The following is a 19071-nucleotide window of genomic DNA, read 5'->3' as shown; positions in this document are numbered from 1 at the left end:
CCCGCTCACTGGGCCACCACGGCGTGGCGCAGCAGGAACGGGACCGACAGGAGCGTGACGACGAACAGGGCGACGCTCGGGTACCAGAGCCCCAGGCTGACCATGAGCTGGCCGCCGATCAGGGTGACGGCGGTGCCGACCCCGAGGGTCAGGAGCCAGACGTGCGCGGCGGGCGCGCGGCGCAGGAAGCCCGCGGCGGCCCAGCCGGGACCGAGCAGCAGGAAGCCGATGGTGACCAGCAGACGGAACTCGCCCAGCGCGCCCCCGCTGATCCCGGCGATGCTCAGGCCGCAGGCGATGACGCCGGCGACGACGAGCAGGATCGCCACGTACCGCCGCGCGGTCCTCGCGCGGGTCAGCTCAGCTGCGGACTGCACGCTCACCGCGGCTCACTCCTCTTCACTGGTGGTTCTCCCGGCGCCACGCCCCTCGTGGGGCGTGGGCCGGTGGGGCACGGACCGGGCCCGATCCGGTCCCGGGGCGCTCAGGACGCCTCTTCCCCCCATGCGTACCGCACACCGGTCCGCTCGGGACGGGCGGACCCGTCGCGCTCGGCGCCGACGGGGCGCTGCTCGCGGGCGACCGGCGACGGGGCCGGCTGCTGCGGTGCGGGCCGGCCCGCACCGGGCTGCGGCTGCGGGGCCGGACGCGACGGTTGCTGCTGCGGGCGCTGCGGGGGCGGTGCGTCGGCGTGCGGCCGCGGGGCCGGGCGCTGCGGCTGCGCCGCCGGGACGGCACGGTCGGGCACCGCGGGCGGCACCGGCGCCGTGGCCGGGGTGGCGGGCACCGCCGGGTGCCCGGCGGGCGGGACGACCGCGGCGGGGCCGGGGACGGCCGTGCCGGGGCCGGCTGTGCCGGGCCCGGCGGGCCTGTCGTCGCGACCGGCCCGCCGCCGCTCGGCGGCGAGGGTCCGCAGGACGCGGGTGCCGTCGGCGAAGGTGCGCAGGTTCGTCTCGCCGAACATCCGCTCCTTCTCCACCGAGGGGACCTCGGTGATCGACAGACCGGCGGCGGCGACGCGGCAGTTCAGGACCGTCTCGATCTCGAACCCGTCGCCCCAGTACATCCCGCCGTCCGGGTGCGGCGGCATGTCGACCGCGGGCAGCTCCAGCAGCGGCAGGATGTCGGCCCAGAAGGCGTTGTAGCCGTAGCAGAGGTCGCTGTAGCGGGTCCCGAACAGCGTGTTCGCGATCAGGTTCAGACCGGCGTTGCCACCCTTGCGGAGCAACGTGATGTCGTCGCTGCCGCCCCCCTTGGTGAACCGGCTGCCCTTCGCGAAGTCGGCGCCCTCGACGAGCGCGGCGACGAAGCGCGGGATCTCCTGCGGGTCGGCCGAGCCGTCCGCGTCGAACATGACGATGGCGTCGCCGGTGGCCGCGGCGAAACCGCAGGCCATCGCGTTGCCCTTGCCCTTGCGGGTCTGGCGGACGATCCGGACGCCGGGCAGGACACGGCGTGCGGTCTCGACGGTGCCGTCCTGGGAGTCGCCGTCGACGACGATCACCTCGTACACGGCGGGACGCACGGCCGCGACGGCCGGCAGGACCACCTCGAGGTTCCGTGCCTCGTTGCGGGTCGGCACGATCACCGACACCCTCGGTTGGTTCGGACGACGTGGTCCGTGGTCAGGGCGCTTGTTCACCGGTCTCTCCCCCGAATCGATCGGTCCTGGCGCGCGGTTGGCGAGCAGTGCGTGTCCGGTCGTGACGACGATGCCGACATCGACCGGATCCGTTACCCCACAACGGGGGTCATCCGGCTTATCTCCGGCGCCGTCGGTCGCGTTACGTGACCCGCACCGCATCGGGTGTCGCCCGGACGACGCAAGGCCTCCGGACTCCGTCGCCGCGGCGTGGACCGATCACGCGAACACGACGACCGATACTACGGACGTCGTCCGGGCCGCCGCGGTGCGGGACCGGCCCACCGGGACCCCGCCCGACGAGCGGTGATCGTCGGGCGGCGAGCGGCGGGACGTCCGGCCGATGATCACGGTGTGTATCCGTTCCGTCCCGATGGTCCCCTTCGGACGTCGCTCGTCCGCGCCGCCGTCCGGCCCGCCGGCCGGGACGGGTAGCGTGGCTCGCCGCCTGCTCGTCCGATCCGTTCCACCCCTGCGAGGTACCCGATGAGGCCCGGCGGCTTTGTGCCCAGCGTGTCCGTCTGCATCCCGGTCCACAACGGCGAGACCTATCTCGCCGAGACCATCCGCAGCGTGCTGGAGCAGACCTGGCGGGACTTCGAGCTCGTCGTGCTGGAGAACGGCAGCACCGACGCGAGCTGGGAGATCGCGACCTCGTTCCGCGACCCGCGGATCCGGGTCGAGCGCAACCGCCAGACACTGCCGCAGGGCGACAACTGGAACCGCGCCGTCGAGCTCTGCCGCGCACCGCTGGTGAAGCTGGTCTGCGCCGACGACCTGCTGCACCCGCGCTGCCTGGAGCTGCAGGTTCCGCCGATGCGCGACGACCCGTCGCTGTCGGTGGTGGCCTCGCGCCGGCACATGATCGACGAGCAGAGCCGGGTCATCGTCCCGCGCCGCGGCCTCGGCGGCGGCCTGGTCGGACTGCACTCGGGCAGCGAGGTCGCGCGGCGGGTCATCCGCAACGGCGCGAACCCGATCGGCGAGCCGGGCAACGTCCTGTTCCGGCGCGAGCAGTTCGTCACCGCGGGCGGATGGCGCCCGGAGCGGCGCTTCATCATGGACCTCGACCTCTGGATGCGCCTGCTCCAGTACGGCGACTTCCTCGGCGTCCCGGAGACCCTGGCCGCGTTCCGGATCGCTCGCGGCTCGGTCTCCTCGGAGTTCGAGCAGCAGATCTCCGAGGAGCAGCAGCTGCTGTTCGACGAGCTGGGCGACTCCGGGGTGTTCGACGTCCGTCCGATCGACGTGCGGATCGGCCGGCTCGCCCTGCCGCTGGGCCGGGCCCGGCGCAAGGCGCTGTTCAAGGTCTCGCGCATCGCCGCCCGCAAGGACGACAAGCTGATCGCCGAGCGCAACGAGGCCGCGTCGGCCGACGCCCGCTGACCGCGGGCGCCCGACCGCGCGCCGTCCGGACGGACGGCATCCCGGACTCCCCGATCGGCGGGGTCGATACCGGACATCCGGGACATGCAGTCGCCTATCTACTGCCAGGCCTTTGCGGCAGCACCGCCGTCGCGTTGAATCCCCTCACCCGGCCGGGTGGCGGCCGGTCCGACCGGTGAGGGGGCGCGATGCAGACGCACGCGGTCGCCATGCACATGAGCGACGGACTGGTGAACGGCCCGACGGCGCTGCTGTTCGCCGTCGTCGCGGTGATCGCGCTGACGGTGGCCGTCCTGCGCGCCCGCGCGGACCTCGACGACCGCACCGCGCCGATGGCCGGACTGGTCACGGCGTTCGTCTTCGCCGTCCAGATGATCAACTTCCCGATCCTGCCCGGGGCCAGTGGGCACCTGCTGGGCGGGGCGCTCGTCGCGATCCTGGTCGGCCCGTGGGTGGGCATGATCGCGATCTCGATCGTGCTCGTCGTGCAGGCGCTGCTGTTCGCCGACGGCGGCATCACCGCACTGGGCCTCAACATCACGAACATGGCCGTGATCGGGGTGGTCGTCGGCTGGCTGGTGGCGCGCTCGCTGCGCCGGTTCGCGGTGCGTTCCCGCGGCGGGCTGGTCGCCGTCGCCTTCGTCGCGGCCCTGCTCAACACCGTCGTCGCGTCGATGGGCTTCGTCCTGGAGTACGCGATCGGAGGCGCCGGCGGCGCCACCCTCGGCACGGTGTTCGCGCTGATGGGCGGGCTGCACGTGCTGATCGGCATCGGTGAGGGCGTGATCACCGCGGCCACCGTGGGCGCAGTGGCCGCCGCCCGGCCGGACCTGGTGTACCTGCTGCGCGGCACCGGGCGCCCGCTGGCCCGCCGCTCGACCTCCGAGGAGGGTGCGCGATGAGCGCCACCGCCCGCCGTCGCCCGCTGCTGTTCTTCGCCGGGTTCCTGATCGTGTCCCTGGTCGTGGCCGGGCTGGTCTCGTCCTTCGCCTCCCCCGACCCCGACGGCCTGGACACCGTCGCCCGGGACGGCTGCACCGCCGTCGCGACCCCGGACGGCGAGGAGCGGCTGGAGGGCACCTGCATCGCGACCCACGAGAGCGACCACGCCATGGCATCGAGCCCGCTCGCCGGGTACTCGGTCGTGGGCGGCGAGGGCACCACCGGCGTCGCCGGGGTGGCGGGGGTGCTGGTGACGGTCGTCGTCGCGGGCGGGGTGTTCCTGCTGCTGCGCCGCCGGGACGGCTGATGGGCGCCGGGCACGCGCACCCGCTGTACCTGCACCGCGACTCCCCCGTCCACCGGCTCCCCCCCGAGGTGAAGGTCGTCTCGGCACTGCTGGTGGTGGTGTGCGTGGTCGCGACCCCGCGCGAGGCGTTCGCGGTGTTCGGCGGGTTCGCGCTGCTGCTGGCCGCGGTGTGGGCCCTGGCCGGGGTGCGCCCGGGCTGGATCCTGCGGCGCTCGGTGATCGAGCTGCCGTTCGTGGTGCTCGCGGTGCTGCTGCCGTTCACCGGCCCGGCGCCGACACTGGACTGGCTCGGCCTCACGCTGTCCCAGCCGGGGCTGCTCGGGGCGTGGAACATCCTGGTCAAGGGCACCCTCGGCGTCCTGACCTCGCTGACCCTCGCGGCGACGACGCCGATGCGCGACCTGCTCGTCGGCCTGCAACGCCTGCACGCCCCGGCGATCGTCACCACGATCGCCACCCTGATGCTGCGCTACGCCGACGTGATCACCGGCGAGGCCCGCCGGATGCGGCTGTCCCGGATCTCCCGCGGCCACGACCCGCGGTTCCTGTGGCAGGCCGGGGCGACCGCCCGCGGGATCGGCTCGCTGTTCGTACGGTCCTACGAACGCGGCGAGCGGGTGCACCTGGCGATGCTGTCGCGCGGCTGGACCGGCACCATGCCGCCGTCGGGCGACGCCCCGACCACCTCACGGCAGTGGCTGGCCGGGCTGACCGTCGCCGGGGTCGCGGTGCTGCTGGCCGGGTCCGGCTGGGTGGCCGCATGAGCCCGCCGTCGCTGCGGCTGACCGACCTCGCCTTCGCCTACCCCGACGGCCACCAGGCGCTGTTCGGCGTCGACCTGACGATCGCCCCCGGCGAGCGGGTCGCGCTGCTCGGCCCGAACGGCGCCGGGAAGACCACGCTGGTGCTGCACCTCAACGGGATCCTCGGCGGCGGGGACGGCGCCGCGGGCACCGTCGAGGTCGGCGGGCTCCGGGTGGAGAAGCGGCACCTGCGCGAGATCCGCCGCCGGGTGGGGATCGTCTTCCAGGACCCCGACGACCAGCTGTTCATGCCCACCGTTGCCGAGGACGTGGCCTTCGGCCCGGCGAACTTCGGGCTGCGCGGGCCCGCGCTGCGCGAGCGGGTCGACGAGGCCCTGGCCGCGGTGGGGATGGCCGACGCCGCCGACCGCTCCCCGCTGCACCTGTCCGGCGGGCAGCGCCGCCGGGTCGCGCTGGCCACGGTGCTGGCGTGCGACCCGGAGATCCTGGTGCTCGACGAGCCGTCGTCGAACCTGGACCCGGTGGCCCGCCGCGAGCTGGCCGAGGTGCTGCTGGGGCTGGGCCGGACCATGCTCATGGTCACCCACGACCTGCCGTACGCGCTGCAGCTGTGCCCCCGCAGCGTCGTGCTGGACGGGGGCACCGTCGTCGCCGACGGGCCGACCCGCGAGCTGCTGGCCGACACCGAGCTGCTCGCCCGGCACCGCCTGGAGCTGCCCTACGGCTTCGTCCTTGCCTGAGTGGGGCGCCCAGGGAGATCGCGCATGCTCCGGACGCGCCACCGCCCCACCCGGCGAGCCGGACGGGGCGGTGCGGTCACCGTTCGACGGTGAGGTGCGGCCGGGGGTCAGCCGCGCTGTTCCTGGCCGTTCGGGTGGCCCTGCGCCGCGCCCGGGGCGCCGATGCCGGGGACCTCGCGGGAGGCCTCCAGCCGGGCCGGGGCCGCACCGCCGCCGTTGCCGGTCTCGGCGCCGGGGACCGGCGGGACGTCCGAGCCGACCGGCGGGACCTCCTGCTGGGCCGCCGCGGTGGCCGCCGCGACCTGCTTGGCGATCTCCGGGTCGGACGAGGTGTCGAACCAGTCCTCGACGCCGTCGTCCTCGGCGGGCCGGGAGACGGTGCCGTCGTCGGGGCTGGGCTCGTAGCGGAAGACGCCGTCCTCGCCCGGCGCACCCAGCATCCGGGTGAAGCCCTCCAGGGCCTTCCCGAAGTCGGACGGGACGACCCACAGCTTGCTGGCCTCGCCCTCGGCCATCTGCGGCAGCGTCTGCAGGTACTCGTAGGCGAGCAGCTCCGGGGTGGGCTTGCCGGCCTTGATCGCGGCGAACTTCTTCTCGATCGCCTTCGACTCACCCTGCGCCTCGAGGTACAGCGCGGCCCGGCGGCCCTGCGCCCGCAGGATCTCCGACTGCCGCTCGGCCTCCGCGGCGAGGATGGCCGCCTGCTTGGCGCCCTCCGCGGTGAGGATCTGGGACTGCTTGTTGCCCTCGGCGCTGCGGATGGCCGACTCCCGCTGGCCCTCCGCGGTGAGGATCATGGCCCGCTTCTCGCGGTCGGCCTTCATCTGCTGTTCCATCGAGTTCTGGATCGAGGGCGGCGGGTCGATCGCCTTGATCTCGACCCGGGCGACCCGGATGCCCCAGCGCTCGGTGGCCTCGTCCAGCTCGCCGCGCAGCGCCGTGTTGATCCGGTCCCGCGAGGTCAGCGTCTGCTCCAGCGTCATGCCACCGACCACGTTGCGCAGCGTGGTGGTGGTGATCTGCTCGACACCGGCGATGTAGTTGGCGATCTCGTAGACCGCCGCCTTGGCGTCGTTGACCTTGAAGTACACGACCGTGTCGATGTTGACGGTCAGGTTGTCCTGCGTGATGACCGGCTGCGGCGGGAACGACACGACCTGCTCACGCAGGTCGACCCGCTCGCGGGTGCGGTCGACGAACGGCACCAGGATGGCGGGGCCGCCCTCCCGGATGCTGTGGTAGCGGCCCAGCCGTTCGATGATGTAGGCCCACTCCTGCGGGACGATGACGACCGACTTGACGACGATCGTCACGACCAGCACGAGCAGGATGATGCCGATGATGAACTCGGCGCCCATGTGCTCTCCCCTCCTGCGCGCCGGAGAACCGGCGCCCGTGTCGCCCCGGAGTCCCCGGGGCGTCGTGCCGTCCCACCGCGGTGGCGGGTCAGGACGGCGGTAGCTCCCCCCGACCGGTGACGAGCACGGCCGCCCCGGTCACCTGCAGGATCGTGACGGTGGCGCCGGCCTCGAGGACCTCCACCCCGTCCATCGACCGCGCCGACCACACCTCGCGTCCGATCCGCACCTGCCCGCGCTCGCCGTCGACGCGCTGCACGACCTCGGCGGAGGCGCCGACGAAGCGGTCCTGGTGGCGTTCGAGCGTGCCCATGTGTTCCTGCAGCCTGCGTTTCGCCACCGGTCGCACGGCCAGCAGCAGCAGTACCGCGACGGCGCCGCCCACCCCGGCGGCCGGGAGGAGCGTCAACCCGAGTGCGGCCCCGGCCGCCGCGGCGAGTGCGCCGCCGCCGAGCATGACCAGGAACAGCTCTCCGGACACGACCTCGCTGCCGATCAGTACGAGACCGATGAGCAGCCAGATCAGTGCCGGATCCATGGCTCCAGGGTGCCAGAATGTCCGATTCCCTGTCGGCGTTTCGTCGGGATGCTCCGCACCGGTCGACCAGATCGTTACCGGTCGGTGCCGGAGTTCGCCCGCGGTGTCGGGGTCAGGCCCCCTCGGCGGTGACGAAGTCGATGAGGCGCTCGACCGCGCCGATCATCGGGGTCTCCAGATCGCGGTAGCTGCGGACCGCGCCGAGCACCCGGCGGGCACCGTCGGCGGGCTCGCCCCACCGCAGCGCCGCGCAGACCCCGGTCTTCCAGTCGGTGCCGCGCGGGATCACCGGCCATTCGCGGATCCCGACGACCGAGGGCTTCACGGCCTGCCAGACGTCGACGTAGGGGTGGCCGGTGACCAGGACGTGCTGCTGCGCGTCGCGGGTCGCCCGGTAGGCCTCGCGGGCCTGGCGGGTCTCCTTCGTGCCCTCCACCAGGTGGTCGACGAGGATGCCGAGGCGCCGGTGCGGGCCCGGGGCGAAGTCGCGGACCGCGGCGGCGAGGTCGTCGACGCCGTGCAGCGGCTCCACGACCACGCCCTCGACGCGCAGGTCGTGCCCCCACACCTGCTCGACCAGTGCCGCGTCGTGCAGGCCCTCGACCCAGATCCGGGCGGCGCGCGCGGTGCGCGCCTTCAGGTTCGCGACGTGCACGGAGCCGGACGCGGACAACGTGCGGCCCGCGGGGGCGGCCTGCGGCCGCACCAGCGTCGCGGGGCGGCCCTCGTACAGGAAACCGGCGGGGCGCAGCGGGAAGATCCGCCGGCCGCCGAAGCGGTCCTCCAGCGTCACCTCCGAGCCGGTGACGGTCACCACGGCACCGCAGAAACCGCTGGCCGGGTCCTCGACGACCAGGCCCGGCTCGGCGGCGACCTCGGTCACCCGGCTCTCCCGCGGCGCACGGGTGCCCGCGGTGTCGAACATGCCCCGGTAATCGTGGGTCCGGCTCATGGTGAGCCAGTATCGGTCGACGCCGGTCGGTGACCGCGGCACGACACGCCCACACTCCGGTGGTCACGCACAGCGTGACCCTCGTAGCGCTGCGTCACCCACGTGCCGGGTGTGCGACGCCGGACGGGCCGTTAGCCTGACCGCCGTGTCCTGTGCCTCCACGACCTTCGCCGTGTGGGCCTCGGCCTGGCTGGCCGGGTCCGCCGCACCCGACGACGTCCTCGACGCGCTCGCGCCGTGGTCGGAGGCGCACGACGTGCTCGCCGCCGACGACGTCACCGCCGCCACGACCGGACTGCCCGGACCCGGATCGGCGCCGACCTCGACGGCGATGCTGCTGGCCGCCGTCCGCCGCGGCGCCCCGCGCGGGCAGGCCCGGCTGGTGCTGCCGGCCCCCGGGGACGTGCGCGGCCTGCCCGGCCCGGGCCCGTTCTCCGACGCCGCGATCACCGCGGGCGAGGGCGTGCTGTTCGCCGACGCCGGGTTCGGCGTCGTGCCGTCACCGATCGCCGACGGGGTGGTCCGCTGGACCGCGCACGCCGTCGCCGACCCCGGCCCGGTTCCCGAGTACGTGGCGCTGAACGAGGCCGAACGGGAGCTGCGCGGCCAGGTGCGGGCCGCCGCCGCGGCGCTGACCGACCTGGGCGTGGCCCGGCACCGGCCCGGCGTGCGCGAGGAGATCGCGGCCTGGCTGCGCCGCCGTCCGCAGGCGCTGTGGCCCGGCGGGATGCCCCCGCAGGCGCTGCGGGTGCTGCAGCAGGCCGACGAGGTGGACGCGATCCTGTCCGCCGCCTCCGGCGACGAGCCCGGCGGCGCGCTGTCGGCGTCGGCGGCCGTCGCCCGCTCCGACGCGCTCCGCCCCATCGCCACCGCGGTGCGGGTCGCGCGGCGCGCCGCGGTCGCCGAGGCCGTCCGGGTCCTGGTGTCGGTCCCCCGCTGATCCCCGCGCCGGGCGCCACCGGAGCAGGGACTCCAGCAGCGCCTGCGCCGCCGGTCCGCCGGGCCCGCCCGAGCGCAAGACCAGGTGCAGCCGCGTCCGGATCTCCGGGGTGATCGGCACCGCGACCGGCGGCCGGGCCAGGGCCGCCATCCCGGCCGCGCCGAGCGCGGGTTCCGGGACCACCGCCACCCCCGCCCCGCGCGCGGCCAGGCGCAGCAGCAGCGTCATCGCGCCGGACTCGAACCCCACCCGGGCGGTGAGCGACCGGGCCGCCAGTGCCGCGTCCAGCGCGGCGCGCAGGCCGTGCCCGCGGGGCAGGCAGATCAGCGCCCGGGCCGCGAGCTCGTCCAGGGTCACCGCGGCCCGACCGGCGAACGGGTCGTCCGCCGCCACCGCCGCGACCAGTGGGGACTCGACCAGCACCCGTCCGTCGAGGTCGTCGGGCGGGGCGTGCGGAAACCCCAGCACGGCGACGTCGAGCCTCCTGGACGGGTTCGCCGCCCGCGCGACCCGCGGGCGGTCGCACCCGGCGTTCCGGTTCGGACCGCCCCGCGGTGTCCCGGCCTCGTAGTCTCCGCCCATGACGCGTGCCGCGCCCGGACCGGAACCGCGCCTGCGGGCGTGGGAAGCACGGACCGATGTCGGTCTGACGGTGCTCTCCGCCGGGTTCCTGCTGCTCTACGCCTGCGAGGTGCTGCTGACCCGCACCGGGTCGCCGGCGTGGCGGACCCTGGAGACCCTCCTGTGGGTGCTCTGGGCGGTGTTCGTCGCCGACGTCGCGGTCCGGCTGTCGCTGGCCCGCGACCGGTGGCGGTTCCTGCTCGACAACCCGCTCGACGTCCTGGTCCTGCTCGCCCCGTTCCTGCGGTTCCTGCGCCTGGTCCGGCTCGTCGGCGCGGTGTCGGTGCTGACCCGGACGCTGCGGGACGACCTGCGCGGCCGGGTGAGCGCCTACCTCGTCGTCACCGTGTCGCTGCTGGGGTTCGTCGCGGCGCTCGGCGTCTACCAGGCCGAACGCGACGTGCCCGACGCAACGATCACGACCTTCGCCGACGCCCTGTGGTGGGTCCTGACCACGATCACGACCGTCGGCTACGGCGACCGCTACCCGGTGACGACCGAGGGCAGGCTCGTCGCGGCCGGCCTGATGATCGCCGGGATCGCCGTGCTGGGCACCGTGACCGCGACCATCGCCAGCTGGTTCACCGAGCAGATCGAGCGGTCCCGTACGGAGGCCGCCCGCCACGACGAGCCCGACCCCGCCGGGCCGGGCGCCCCCGACCCGGCCACCTGGGCCGAACTCCTCGCCGAGCTCCGTCGGCTGCGCTCCCGCCTCGACGAGCTGGAGGCGGCCCCCGGCCAGCCGCCCGGCTGACGCCGCGTCAGACCGGCGGGGACAACCCGGCGTCGTGCACCAGCAGCGCCACCTGGACCCGGTTGTTCAGGTCCAGCTTGGTCAGGATCGCCGAGACATGGGTCTTCACCGTCGCCACACTGATGTGGTGACGGGCGGCGATCTCGGCGTTGGACCGGCCCGCGCCGAGATCGAGGGCGATGGTGCGCTCCCGCTCGGCGAGGCACTCCAGCCGTCGCCGGGCCGCGGCCCGGGTGCTGTCCCGGTCGGTCTCGGCGACCCGGTCGATGAGCCGGCGGGTCACCTCCGGCGAGAGCACCGGACGGCCCGCGGCGGCGTGCCGGACGGCGAGCACGAGTTCGTCGGGCGGGGTGTCCTTCAGCAGGAACCCGGCGGCGCCGGCCCGCAGCGCGCGCAGCACGTGGGCGTCGGCGTCGAAGGTGGTGAGCACGACGACCTGCGGCGCGCCGGGGCGGCGGCGCAGCGTCTCGGTGGCGGTGAGCCCGTCGGTGCCCGGCATCCGGATGTCCATCAGCACGACGTCGGGCCGGTGCCGCTCGGCCAGCGCGACCCCCTCGGCACCGTCCCCGGCCTCGGCGACCACGGTCAGGCCGTCGGCGCCGCGCAGCATCATCGACAGTCCGAAGCGGACGACCGGGTCGTCGTCGACGATGAGCACCGCGACGGGGTCGGAGGCGGTCACGACGGCCACGGTAGCCGCATCCCGGTCCGCCACCCCCCGTCCGGGGTCGGGCCGTGGTCCAGCCGGCCCCCGACGAGCGTCGCCCGCTCGGCCAGCCCCCGCAGCCCCTGCCCGGCCGCCGGCCGGTCGGCGCGGGCGGGCCGGGCCGGTGCCGGGTTCGCCACCTCGACGACGAGCCCGTCCCCGGCCCCGCCGGTCACCGTCACCGTGACCGGGGCACCCGGCGCGTACGTGCGCGCGTTGGTGAGGGCCTCCTGCACCAGCCGGTAGGCGGTGCGCCCCGCGGTCTCGGGCACCGGGTGTTCCCCGGTGGTCACGCCGGGCCCGTCGTGCAGGACGACCGCGGTCCCGGTCCGGCGGGTCTCCTCGAGCAGCTCCCCGACGTCGGTGATCCCGGGCAGCGGCAGCTCCCCCACCGGCGCCCGGAGCACCCCGATGACCTCCCGCAGGTCCTGCAGGGCGCGGTGGGCGTTCGCCCGCACGACCTCGGCGGCCCGCGCGGTCTCCTCCGCCGGCGCGTCGCGGTGGAACGCCAGCGCCCCCGCGTGCACGCTGAGCAGCGACAGCCGGTGCCCGAGCACGTCGTGCATCTCCCGGGCCAGCGCCTCCCGCGCCTCGTGCGCGGTGTGCTCGGCCCGCAGCGCCGCGGCGGACTCGGCCATCGCGGCCCGCTCGCGCAGCGACTCGACCAGCAGCCGGCGGCTGCGCACGAGCAGCCCCCAGCCGAACACCGCCGCGTGTCCCGCCACCAACGCCCCGACCAGCAGCCACAACGGGGCCTCCGGCGCGGGCCGCCAGGAGTAGTACACCGCGAACGACGCGACGCTGCCCAGGAACACCGCGGCCGAGACCCGGGCCGGGCAGCGGGCGGCGACCGCGAACAGCGCGACCAGCCCCGGGACCGAGGCGACCTCGGAGAACGTGCACAGCACGACGACGCCCACGGCCACCGGCAGCGGGTACCGGCGCCGCCACCAGAGCGCGACGCAGGCCAGCATCCCCGCCGCGACGTCGACACCCAGCAGCACCTCGGGCCCGCCCGGCGACGACACCACCCGCAACCGGGCCATGAGCAGCCCGATCAGGGCCGTCACCACGACCACCAGGCCGTCGACGCCCCACCGCCGGTACGCCGCGACATCGGTCATGACGCCGAGGCTAGGGCCCGTACCGGCGCGGACGCCTCCGTCCCACGACCCGGCCGCGCTCATCCTTCGGACGGACCCCGGCCGGGCAGAACTCTCCCCCGGACGGATCCGGACGGCCGGACGGCCGCCCGAGACTCCACCGCATGCACGCCCTGCACCGACTCCTCCGGCCGCTCGCCGTCCTCGCGGCCGTCGTCGCCGTGACCCTGACCGGCTGCGCCGCCGCACCCGCCGTGCCGTCCGCGCCCGCGGTTCCGCCGCCCGACCCGGTCGCCTGGACCGGGTGCGGTCCCGGCCTGGAGTGCGGCACCCTCGAGGTCCCCCAGGAGTACACCGATCCCGACGGCCCCCGGGTCGCCCTCGCGGTGATGCGGCACCGTGCCACCGATCCACAGCGCCGGATCGGCACCCTGTTGTTCAACCCGGGAGGGCCCGGGGTCGCCACGACCGACACGCTGCGCGCGATGCCCGCCACCCCGGGGTCGCCGGGCACGTTCGGGCCGGAGGTGCTGGCGCGCTTCGACGTCGTCGCGATGGACCCGCGCGGCGTCGGCGCCTCGTCGGCGGTGCGCTGCCGTACCGACGCCGAGCGCGCCACGGCCGCCGCGAGCACCGCCGCCGACCCCGCCGTCCCCGGCGGCGCCCCGCTGCCGACGCTGATCGCCGAGGCGAGGGCGCTGGCCGAGGGCTGCGCGGCGCACCGGACCCCGGCGTTCCTGGCGAGCCTGTCCACCGACAACGTCGCCCGCGACCTGGACCGGCTCCGCGCCGCGCTCGGTGAGGAGACGATCACCTACTACGGCATCTCCTACGGCACCGTCGTCGGCCCGATGTACGCCACCCTGTTCCCGGACCGGGTCCGGCAGATGGTCCTCGACGCGCCCGTCGACACCACGTTGTGGACCGGGGACTCCCTGGAGTTCCTCGACGAGGTCGCCGTCGCCAGTGAGCGGACCCTCGACGCCTGGTTCGACACCTGCCGCGCGGAGGGCACCGCGGCCTGCCCGTTCGGCGACGGCGACCCGGCCGCCGCGTTCGACGACCTCGTCGCCGGTCTGGAACGCCGTCCCGCCCCGGCCCGGGCGGTGGAGGGTCTCGCCCCGGCCGGCGTCGTCGACGGCGCGATGCTGCTGGAGACCGCCCGCGGCGCGGCGGGTGACCGCGCCCTCTGGCCGGTGCTGACGACGGCGCTGACGACCGCGCAGCAGGGCGACGGCACCCTCACCCACCTGCTCTACCGCACCCTGACGGTCTCGCCGTTCGGTGTCCCGACCGCGACGCAGGAGCAGCACACCGCGGTGCGCTGCGCGGACTGGACCACCCCGGCCGACGTCGCCGCGCACACCGCGGCCGCCGAGCGCGCGGTCGAGCACGCACCGCGGATCGGCACCCGCGCCGCCTACAGCGCGCTGGCCTGCGCGGTGTGGCCCGCGCCGAACACCGACCGGGTCACCGCGCCGCTGACCGGCGCGGGCGCGCCGCCGGCGCTGGTGGTCGGCGGCCGGCTCGACCCGGTCACCCCCCACACCTGGGCGGAGCGGACGGCCGACACCCTGGACCGGGCGGTCCTGCTGACCCGTGAGGGTGTCGGGCACGGCTCGTACGGCACCGACCCCTGTGTCGACGCCGCGGTGGAGGCCACGCTGCTCGACACCACGCTGCCGGCGGCGGGCACCGTGTGCACACCGCCGCGGGCCACCACCCGTCCCGGGGCGGTCCCGGGCGGCTGAGGTCAGCCGTGCGCGAGCACGGCGAACAGGGCCGGCACCAGCACCGTCACCCCGGTCGCGAGCTCCAGGTAGTGGTCAGTTCCAGCAGCCCGGCCGTCCCGGTCGCCGGCCGCCGGGCCTCACCCCCGCACCGCCGCTGCGAGGGCCGCGAGGTCGTCGGGGTGCATCCGGGCCGGGCCCGGCTCCGGTGCCGCGGCGCGCAGCCGGTCCCGTTCCGCGGCGAGCCCGTCCCGCTCCCGGCGGGTGTCGTCGAGCCGGCGGGTCAGCTCCTCGGCCGCGGTGCGGGCGTTCTCGTGCTGCGCGCGCAGCCCCTCGGCGACGGCGCGGGCCTCGGTCAGCAGGTCGCGCTGCGCGGCGAGCCGGCTGCGCTGCTCGACGACGGTCTCGACCAGACCCGCCCGGTCGGCGACGACCGCGGCGTGGTCGGCCCGCAGCGCCGTCAGGTCGGCGCCCAGGCGGTCCCGGTCGCGGGTGGCGGCGTCGGCGCGGGCGAGGGCGGCATCGCGCTCGTGCTCCGCGGTCCGGGCGGCGAGCACCGCGGCCTCCCGGTCCCGGATGGCGGTCGCGGCGGTGTCCCGGGCCTCGCGGGCGTCGGCGACGGCGGCGTCCCGGGCAGCGACGGCGTCCGCGGCCTGCTGCCGCGCCGCTCCGAGGGCCTCGGTCGCAGCGAGCGCGGTGGCGGCGGCCTCCTCGGCCCGGGTCACCGCCTCCGCCCGCTCCTGCCGGGCCTCGGTCGCGGCCCGTTCCGCCTCGCGGGCCCGGTGCTCGGCCGTCTCCCGGGCGGTGTCGGCCTGCCGCCGGGCGGCGTCGGACTCGGCGGCGCCCGCGCGGGCGGCCTCGGTGGCGGCCAGGGCGTCGCGCTCGATCTCGTCGAGCCGGTCCAGCACAGCGGTCAGCGCCCCGGACAGCTCGGCCACCGGCCCGGCGAGCGCGCCGACGTGCTCGCGGAGCCGGTCCGCGTCGAGCGCGAACGCCCCGGTCCCGGTGTCGAGGCCGAGAGCACCGAGGGCCTCCCGCTCGGCGCGGGCCATCTGCGCGCACGTCCGCCCCTGCTCCCACCGGGTGTCCCGGCAGAACGACCGCGGACGGCCGCCCTGCGGCCCGGGCGGGGGCAGCTCCGCCCGGCACCGGCTGTATCCGCACCGCACCACCGTGTCCGTCACGCCGACCATGCTAGCGGTTCCGGTTATACGAACTGATACCTGGTTTCAGGTTTGTTAATCTGAACTTGTACAACACGGGATAATGCAGAGAATCCCGGGTTGTCCGCGCCATGGGTGCTCCGACCGACGCCGGGGCGCGCGGGAGCACACGGGGCACCGTCGTGGAGGGGGACCGCCGGGGCGGTGGAGGGTGTGCGGTCAGGCCGGCGCGGAGGCGCCGAACCACTGCGCGATCATCGCCGCGACCACGTCGCTGTCGGTGTCCGTCATCGGCATGTGGCTGTTCCCCGCCCGGCCGGCGGCGGGCAGATCCAGGTGCTCGACGGGCCCGGCCGCTCCCCCGGCGTAGGCCGACCAGTGGGCCCGGAGCTGCCGGTACAACGGGGTCCGGTCGAGGAAGTCCCCGGACAGGCCTCCTGCTCGGTGCGCAGCAGCGCAGGGGTGGCCCCGCTGGAGGAAGTACTGGAGCCGGCCCTCCCGGCGGCGGAGGAGGCCGAGCGTAGCCGCGCAGACCCGGGCCACGATCCCCGACGATAGCCTGGCCGGGAACCGGGCGGGAGGAGCAGCGATGGGCAGGACACCGTGGTTCGGGCCGGAGCGGGCCGGGTGGGGACTGCGCCCGCGGACCTGGCAGGGCCGGGTGGTGACGGCGGCGTTCGCCGCCGCACTGCTCGTCGTCGCCGCGGTCGGGCACTGACCGTGCCCCCGGTCCCGCGCCCCCCCGACCTCGACGCCGTCCGCGACTCCTACGACCGCGTCGCCGACAACTACGTCGACATGGTCGTCGCCACCGGCCTCGGTGACGTCCGCACCCACCCCTGGCTCCGGGCCGCCATGGACACCTTCGCCGACGCCGTCGCGGGCCGCGGGCCGGTCCTCGACGTCGGCTGCGGGCCGGGGCAGGTCACCGCCCACCTCGTGGAGCGCGGCGTCGACGCGTCCGGGATGGACCTCTCCCCCGCCATGATCGCCCACGCCCGGCGCCTGTACCCGCACTGCCGGTTCTCGGTCGGCTCGGCCACCGAGCTGGCGGTCCCCGACGCCTCGCTCGCCGGAGTCCTGGGCTGGTGGTCGCTGTTCCACCTGCCCCGCGACGTCCTGCCGCACGTCCTGGCCTCCTTCACCCGCGCCCTCGCCCCCGGTGGGCGGCTGATCCTGGCGACCCACGTCGGCGACGGCGAGCTCGAACGCACCGAGTGCTACGGCGGCGTGCCCGTCCGCTGGACCACCCACCTGTGGCGGCCCGAACAGCTGCGCGACCTCCTCGGGCGGGCCGGGCTGCACCCCGAGGCCGAGCTCCTCCTGCACCCCGACGAGCGGACCGGCCCGGGCGTGGTGATCACGGCGCGGGCACCGGGACCGGCAGGATGACCCCGTGACCGACCCCGCCCCCACCGGCGTCCCCGGCGCCGAGCTGCTCGCGCCGCAGGTGGACCTCCCGCTGACCGAGCAGGAGGCCGCCTACGTCGCGGCCGCCCGGTCGGCCAACACCCGTCGCGGCTACGCCTCGGACTGGCGGGAGTTCAGCAGCTGGTGCGCCCGGCACGGGCACGAGGCGCTGCCTGCCGCCCCCGAGGCGCTGTCCGGCTACATCACCGAGCTCGCCGGGGCCGGGGCGAAGGTCGGGACCATCAGCCGCCGGCTGTCCTCGATCCGGTTCGTGCACGTCATGCGCGACCTGCCCGACCCCACCGACGCCCGCCGCGTCACCGCCGTCTGGGAAGGCATCCGCCGCACCCACGGCGCCCCGCCGGTCCAGGCCCGGCCGCTGATGCCCCCCGATCTCGACGACGTCGTCGGCGCCTGCCCCACCACGCGCAGCTACGCGACCCGCCCGGGTGAGGACGACCTCGCCGGCCTGCGCGACCGGGCCCTGCTGCTGGTCGGGTTCTTCTCCGCGCTGCGCCGCTCCGAGCTGGCCGCGCTCACCGTCGCCGACGTCGCCGACCACCCGCGCGGCCGCGTCCTGTCGATCCCCCGGTCCAAGACCAACCCGTACGGCACCGAGCCCGAGCTCGTCGTCCTCCCGCACGCGCACCGGTCCGCACGCTGCCCGGTCACCGCGCTGCGGACCTGGCTCGACGCCGCCGGGATCACCGAGGGCCCGGTGCTGCGCAAGGTCACCCGCGGCAACCGGGTGACCGACCGGCCGCTGCACCCGGAGTCGGTCAACGAGATCGTCCAGCGCGCGGTGGCCCGTGCCGACATCGGCCCCGGCCCCTGGTCGGCGCACTCCCTGCGCGCGGGCCACGTCACCTACGCCCACCAGCGCGGCGCCTCCGACCGGGCCATCGCCCACCAGACCCGGCACCGCTCCCTGGCCACCGTCGGCGCCTACATCCGCATCGACAACGCCTGGGAGGACAACTCCGCCGCCCTGCTGGCAGGTCTGTAGCCGTGCCCCTCCACCCGCCGATCGAGCCCCACGACGCCGGCACCCTCACCACCGACGACGGCCAGGCCCTCCACTGGGAGACCTGCGGCAACCCCGACGGTCGACCCGCGCTGGACCTGCACGGCGGCCCCGGATCGGGTGCCTCGGCCGGGGCCCGCCGGTACTACGATCCCGAGCGGTACCGGATCGTGCTGCTCGACCAGCGCGGCTGCGGCCGCAGCAGGCCGCTCGCCTCCGACCCCGCCGTCGACCTGGGGCGCACCCAGACCACGCAGCTGCTCATCGACGACATCGAGCGGCTCCGCGAGCTGCTGGCCGTCCCCTCCTGGGTCGTGCGGGGCGGCTCCTGGGGCAGCACCCTCGCCCTCGCCTACGCCCAGGCCCACCCGCAGCGCGTCGACGCGCTCGTCCTCGCCGCGGTCACCACGACGACCGAGCGGGAGGTCCGCTGGATCACCGAGGACATGCGCCGGATCTTCCCCGCCGCGTGGGACCGCTTCGCCGGCGCCGTGCCCGTCCACCTGCGTGGCATCCGCCTCGTGGACGCCTACGCGACCCTGCTAGCCGACCCCGACCCGGCCGTCCGCGAGGACGCCGCCCGCGAGTGGTGCCGCTGGGAGGACACCCATGTCTTCCTCGCACCGGGCCACCGACCGAGCCGACGCTACGAGGACCCGGAGTTCCGGCTCGTCTTCGCCCGGCTGGTCACGCACTACTGGCGGCACGCCGCGTTCCTCCCCGACGGCGCCCTGCTCCGCGGCGTGACCCGGCTCGCCGGGATCCCCGGGACCCTGGTCCACGGCCGGTACGACGTCAGCGGTCCCCCGGACATCGCCTGGGACCTGCACCGGCGCTGGCCGGGCAGCGAGCTGCGGATCATCGACGACGCCGGGCACGGCGGCGCCGGGGCGTTCACCGACGCCGTCGTCGATGCGCTCGACCGGGCCGTCGACCGACCCCGCTGACCCGGCGTCTGCACCGGCCGCACACCGGCCACCGGGCCGGGCCA

At 75.7% G+C, this 19071-nt stretch carries 21 protein-coding genes and 1 pseudogene; 12 read left to right on the top strand and 10 right to left on the bottom strand.

Annotated elements, in window-relative coordinates; all coding sequences use genetic code 11:
• Positions 1 to 5: 5 nt before the first annotated feature.
• Both DMP15_RS15475 and DMP15_RS15470 read right to left on the bottom strand, forming a co-directional pair.
• Positions 6 to 383 (bottom strand): hypothetical protein, encoded by a 378-nt coding sequence (locus tag DMP15_RS15475; RefSeq protein WP_139282736.1) that lies wholly within the window; start codon positions 381 to 383, stop codon positions 6 to 8.
• Between the two features lie 101 nt (positions 384 to 484).
• The gene (locus DMP15_RS15470; RefSeq protein WP_337826063.1) at positions 485 to 1588 is read right to left on the bottom strand and encodes a glycosyltransferase family 2 protein; all 1104 of its coding nucleotides are present in this window, start codon (positions 1586 to 1588) and stop codon (positions 485 to 487) included.
• A 558-nt stretch (positions 1589 to 2146) separates the two neighbouring features.
• Between DMP15_RS15470 and DMP15_RS15465 the strand changes: the two genes are divergently transcribed.
• The 5 genes from DMP15_RS15465 to DMP15_RS15445 all read left to right on the top strand — a co-directional run bounded on the left by DMP15_RS15465 (position 2147) and on the right by DMP15_RS15445 (position 5781).
• Positions 2147 to 3028, top strand: a complete 882-nt coding sequence (locus DMP15_RS15465) for a glycosyltransferase family 2 protein (protein WP_337826062.1) — start codon at positions 2147 to 2149, stop codon at positions 3026 to 3028.
• Between the two features lie 188 nt (positions 3029 to 3216).
• Positions 3217 to 3930, top strand: coding sequence for an energy-coupling factor ABC transporter permease (locus DMP15_RS15460; RefSeq protein WP_174565861.1), 714 nt, complete (start codon positions 3217 to 3219; stop codon positions 3928 to 3930).
• On the top strand, positions 3927 to 4277 hold the full coding sequence (locus tag DMP15_RS15455) for a PDGLE domain-containing protein (RefSeq protein ID WP_073574795.1): 351 nt from the start codon (positions 3927 to 3929) through the stop codon (positions 4275 to 4277). The genes DMP15_RS15460 and DMP15_RS15455 overlap by 4 nt, the downstream gene beginning before the upstream one ends.
• Positions 4277 to 5041, top strand: a complete 765-nt coding sequence (gene cbiQ, locus DMP15_RS15450; protein WP_073574794.1) for a cobalt ECF transporter T component CbiQ — start codon at positions 4277 to 4279, stop codon at positions 5039 to 5041. Before DMP15_RS15455 ends, cbiQ begins: the two co-directional genes overlap by 1 nt.
• Complete coding sequence (locus tag DMP15_RS15445) at positions 5038 to 5781, top strand: energy-coupling factor ABC transporter ATP-binding protein (RefSeq protein WP_179759808.1); 744 nt, start codon at positions 5038 to 5040, stop codon at positions 5779 to 5781. Before cbiQ ends, DMP15_RS15445 begins: the two co-directional genes overlap by 4 nt.
• 107 nt (positions 5782 to 5888) lie before the next feature.
• Here the strand turns inward: DMP15_RS15445 and DMP15_RS15440 are convergent, their stop codons facing one another.
• From DMP15_RS15440 to DMP15_RS15430, 3 genes are all read right to left on the bottom strand, one after another.
• Positions 5889 to 7139 (bottom strand): SPFH domain-containing protein, encoded by a 1251-nt coding sequence (locus DMP15_RS15440; RefSeq protein WP_337826061.1) that lies wholly within the window; start codon positions 7137 to 7139, stop codon positions 5889 to 5891.
• 88 nt (positions 7140 to 7227) lie between these two features.
• Positions 7228 to 7677 carry an NfeD family protein gene (locus tag DMP15_RS15435; protein ID WP_226357233.1) on the bottom strand — a complete coding sequence of 150 codons (450 nt, stop codon included), beginning with the start codon at positions 7675 to 7677 and terminating at the stop codon, positions 7228 to 7230.
• A gap of 112 nt (positions 7678 to 7789) precedes the next feature.
• Positions 7790 to 8629 (bottom strand): DUF3097 domain-containing protein, encoded by an 840-nt coding sequence (locus tag DMP15_RS15430; protein ID WP_083658467.1) that lies wholly within the window; start codon positions 8627 to 8629, stop codon positions 7790 to 7792.
• Between the two features lie 145 nt (positions 8630 to 8774).
• Here DMP15_RS15430 and DMP15_RS15425 point away from each other — a divergent pair, with 145 nt between their 5' ends.
• The gene (locus tag DMP15_RS15425; protein ID WP_073574789.1) at positions 8775 to 9569 is read left to right on the top strand and encodes a hypothetical protein; all 795 of its coding nucleotides are present in this window, start codon (positions 8775 to 8777) and stop codon (positions 9567 to 9569) included.
• Positions 9570 to 9599: 30 nt separating this feature from the next.
• On the opposite strand, the pseudogene DMP15_RS30350 reads toward DMP15_RS15425, so the two are convergent.
• Positions 9600 to 10151, bottom strand: a pseudogene (locus DMP15_RS30350) (LysR substrate-binding domain-containing protein); the annotation flags it as partial.
• On the opposite strand from DMP15_RS30350, the gene DMP15_RS15420 reads away from it, so the two are divergent.
• Positions 10150 to 10944: a potassium channel family protein gene (locus DMP15_RS15420; RefSeq protein ID WP_083658231.1), complete on the top strand. Its 795-nt coding sequence runs from the start codon at positions 10150 to 10152 to the stop codon at positions 10942 to 10944. The pseudogene DMP15_RS30350 and the gene DMP15_RS15420 sit on opposite strands and share 2 nt — an antisense overlap.
• 7 nt (positions 10945 to 10951) lie before the next feature.
• Here the strand turns inward: DMP15_RS15420 and DMP15_RS15415 are convergent, their stop codons facing one another.
• Both DMP15_RS15415 and DMP15_RS15410 read right to left on the bottom strand, forming a co-directional pair.
• Positions 10952 to 11626: a response regulator gene (locus tag DMP15_RS15415; RefSeq protein WP_073575300.1), complete on the bottom strand. Its 675-nt coding sequence runs from the start codon at positions 11624 to 11626 to the stop codon at positions 10952 to 10954.
• Positions 11623 to 12774, bottom strand: coding sequence for a histidine kinase (locus DMP15_RS15410; RefSeq protein WP_073574787.1), 1152 nt, complete (start codon positions 12772 to 12774; stop codon positions 11623 to 11625). Before DMP15_RS15410 ends, DMP15_RS15415 begins: the two co-directional genes overlap by 4 nt.
• A gap of 143 nt (positions 12775 to 12917) precedes the next feature.
• On the opposite strand from DMP15_RS15410, the gene DMP15_RS15405 reads away from it, so the two are divergent.
• The gene (locus tag DMP15_RS15405; protein WP_083658227.1) at positions 12918 to 14504 is read left to right on the top strand and encodes an alpha/beta hydrolase; all 1587 of its coding nucleotides are present in this window, start codon (positions 12918 to 12920) and stop codon (positions 14502 to 14504) included.
• Between the two features lie 119 nt (positions 14505 to 14623).
• On the opposite strand, the gene DMP15_RS15400 is transcribed toward DMP15_RS15405, so the two are convergent.
• Together DMP15_RS15400 and DMP15_RS15395 are read right to left on the bottom strand one after the other, a co-directional pair.
• Positions 14624 to 15667, bottom strand: coding sequence for a response regulator receiver protein (locus DMP15_RS15400; RefSeq protein ID WP_304580064.1), 1044 nt, complete (start codon positions 15665 to 15667; stop codon positions 14624 to 14626).
• A 198-nt stretch (positions 15668 to 15865) separates the two neighbouring features.
• Positions 15866 to 16189: a hypothetical protein gene (locus DMP15_RS15395; RefSeq protein ID WP_073574785.1), complete on the bottom strand. Its 324-nt coding sequence runs from the start codon at positions 16187 to 16189 to the stop codon at positions 15866 to 15868.
• Between the two features lie 46 nt (positions 16190 to 16235).
• Here DMP15_RS15395 and DMP15_RS15390 point away from each other — a divergent pair, with 46 nt between their 5' ends.
• The 4 genes from DMP15_RS15390 to pip are packed head-to-tail and all read left to right on the top strand — an operon-like array spanning position 16236 to position 19027.
• Positions 16236 to 16364, top strand: coding sequence for a hypothetical protein (locus DMP15_RS15390; protein WP_255497813.1), 129 nt, complete (start codon positions 16236 to 16238; stop codon positions 16362 to 16364).
• 2 nt (positions 16365 to 16366) lie between these two features.
• A complete protein-coding gene (locus tag DMP15_RS15385; protein ID WP_337826060.1) occupies positions 16367 to 17038 on the top strand; it encodes a class I SAM-dependent DNA methyltransferase in 672 nt (223 codons plus the stop codon).
• A 4-nt stretch (positions 17039 to 17042) separates the two neighbouring features.
• Positions 17043 to 18062, top strand: a complete 1020-nt coding sequence (locus DMP15_RS15380; RefSeq protein ID WP_253068511.1) for a site-specific integrase — start codon at positions 17043 to 17045, stop codon at positions 18060 to 18062.
• Between the two features lie 2 nt (positions 18063 to 18064).
• Positions 18065 to 19027 (top strand): prolyl aminopeptidase, encoded by a 963-nt coding sequence (gene pip / locus DMP15_RS15375; RefSeq protein WP_337826059.1) that lies wholly within the window; start codon positions 18065 to 18067, stop codon positions 19025 to 19027.
• The last annotated feature ends 44 nt before the right edge of the window (positions 19028 to 19071 follow it).

This window comes from Pseudonocardia sp. UM4_GMWB1 (genome assembly GCF_017312155.1).
Lineage (GTDB): Bacteria > Actinomycetota > Actinomycetes > Mycobacteriales > Pseudonocardiaceae > Pseudonocardia > Pseudonocardia alni.
Note: the sequence above shows the minus strand (reverse complement) of the source record. Positions and strands in the feature narration are given on the sequence as shown.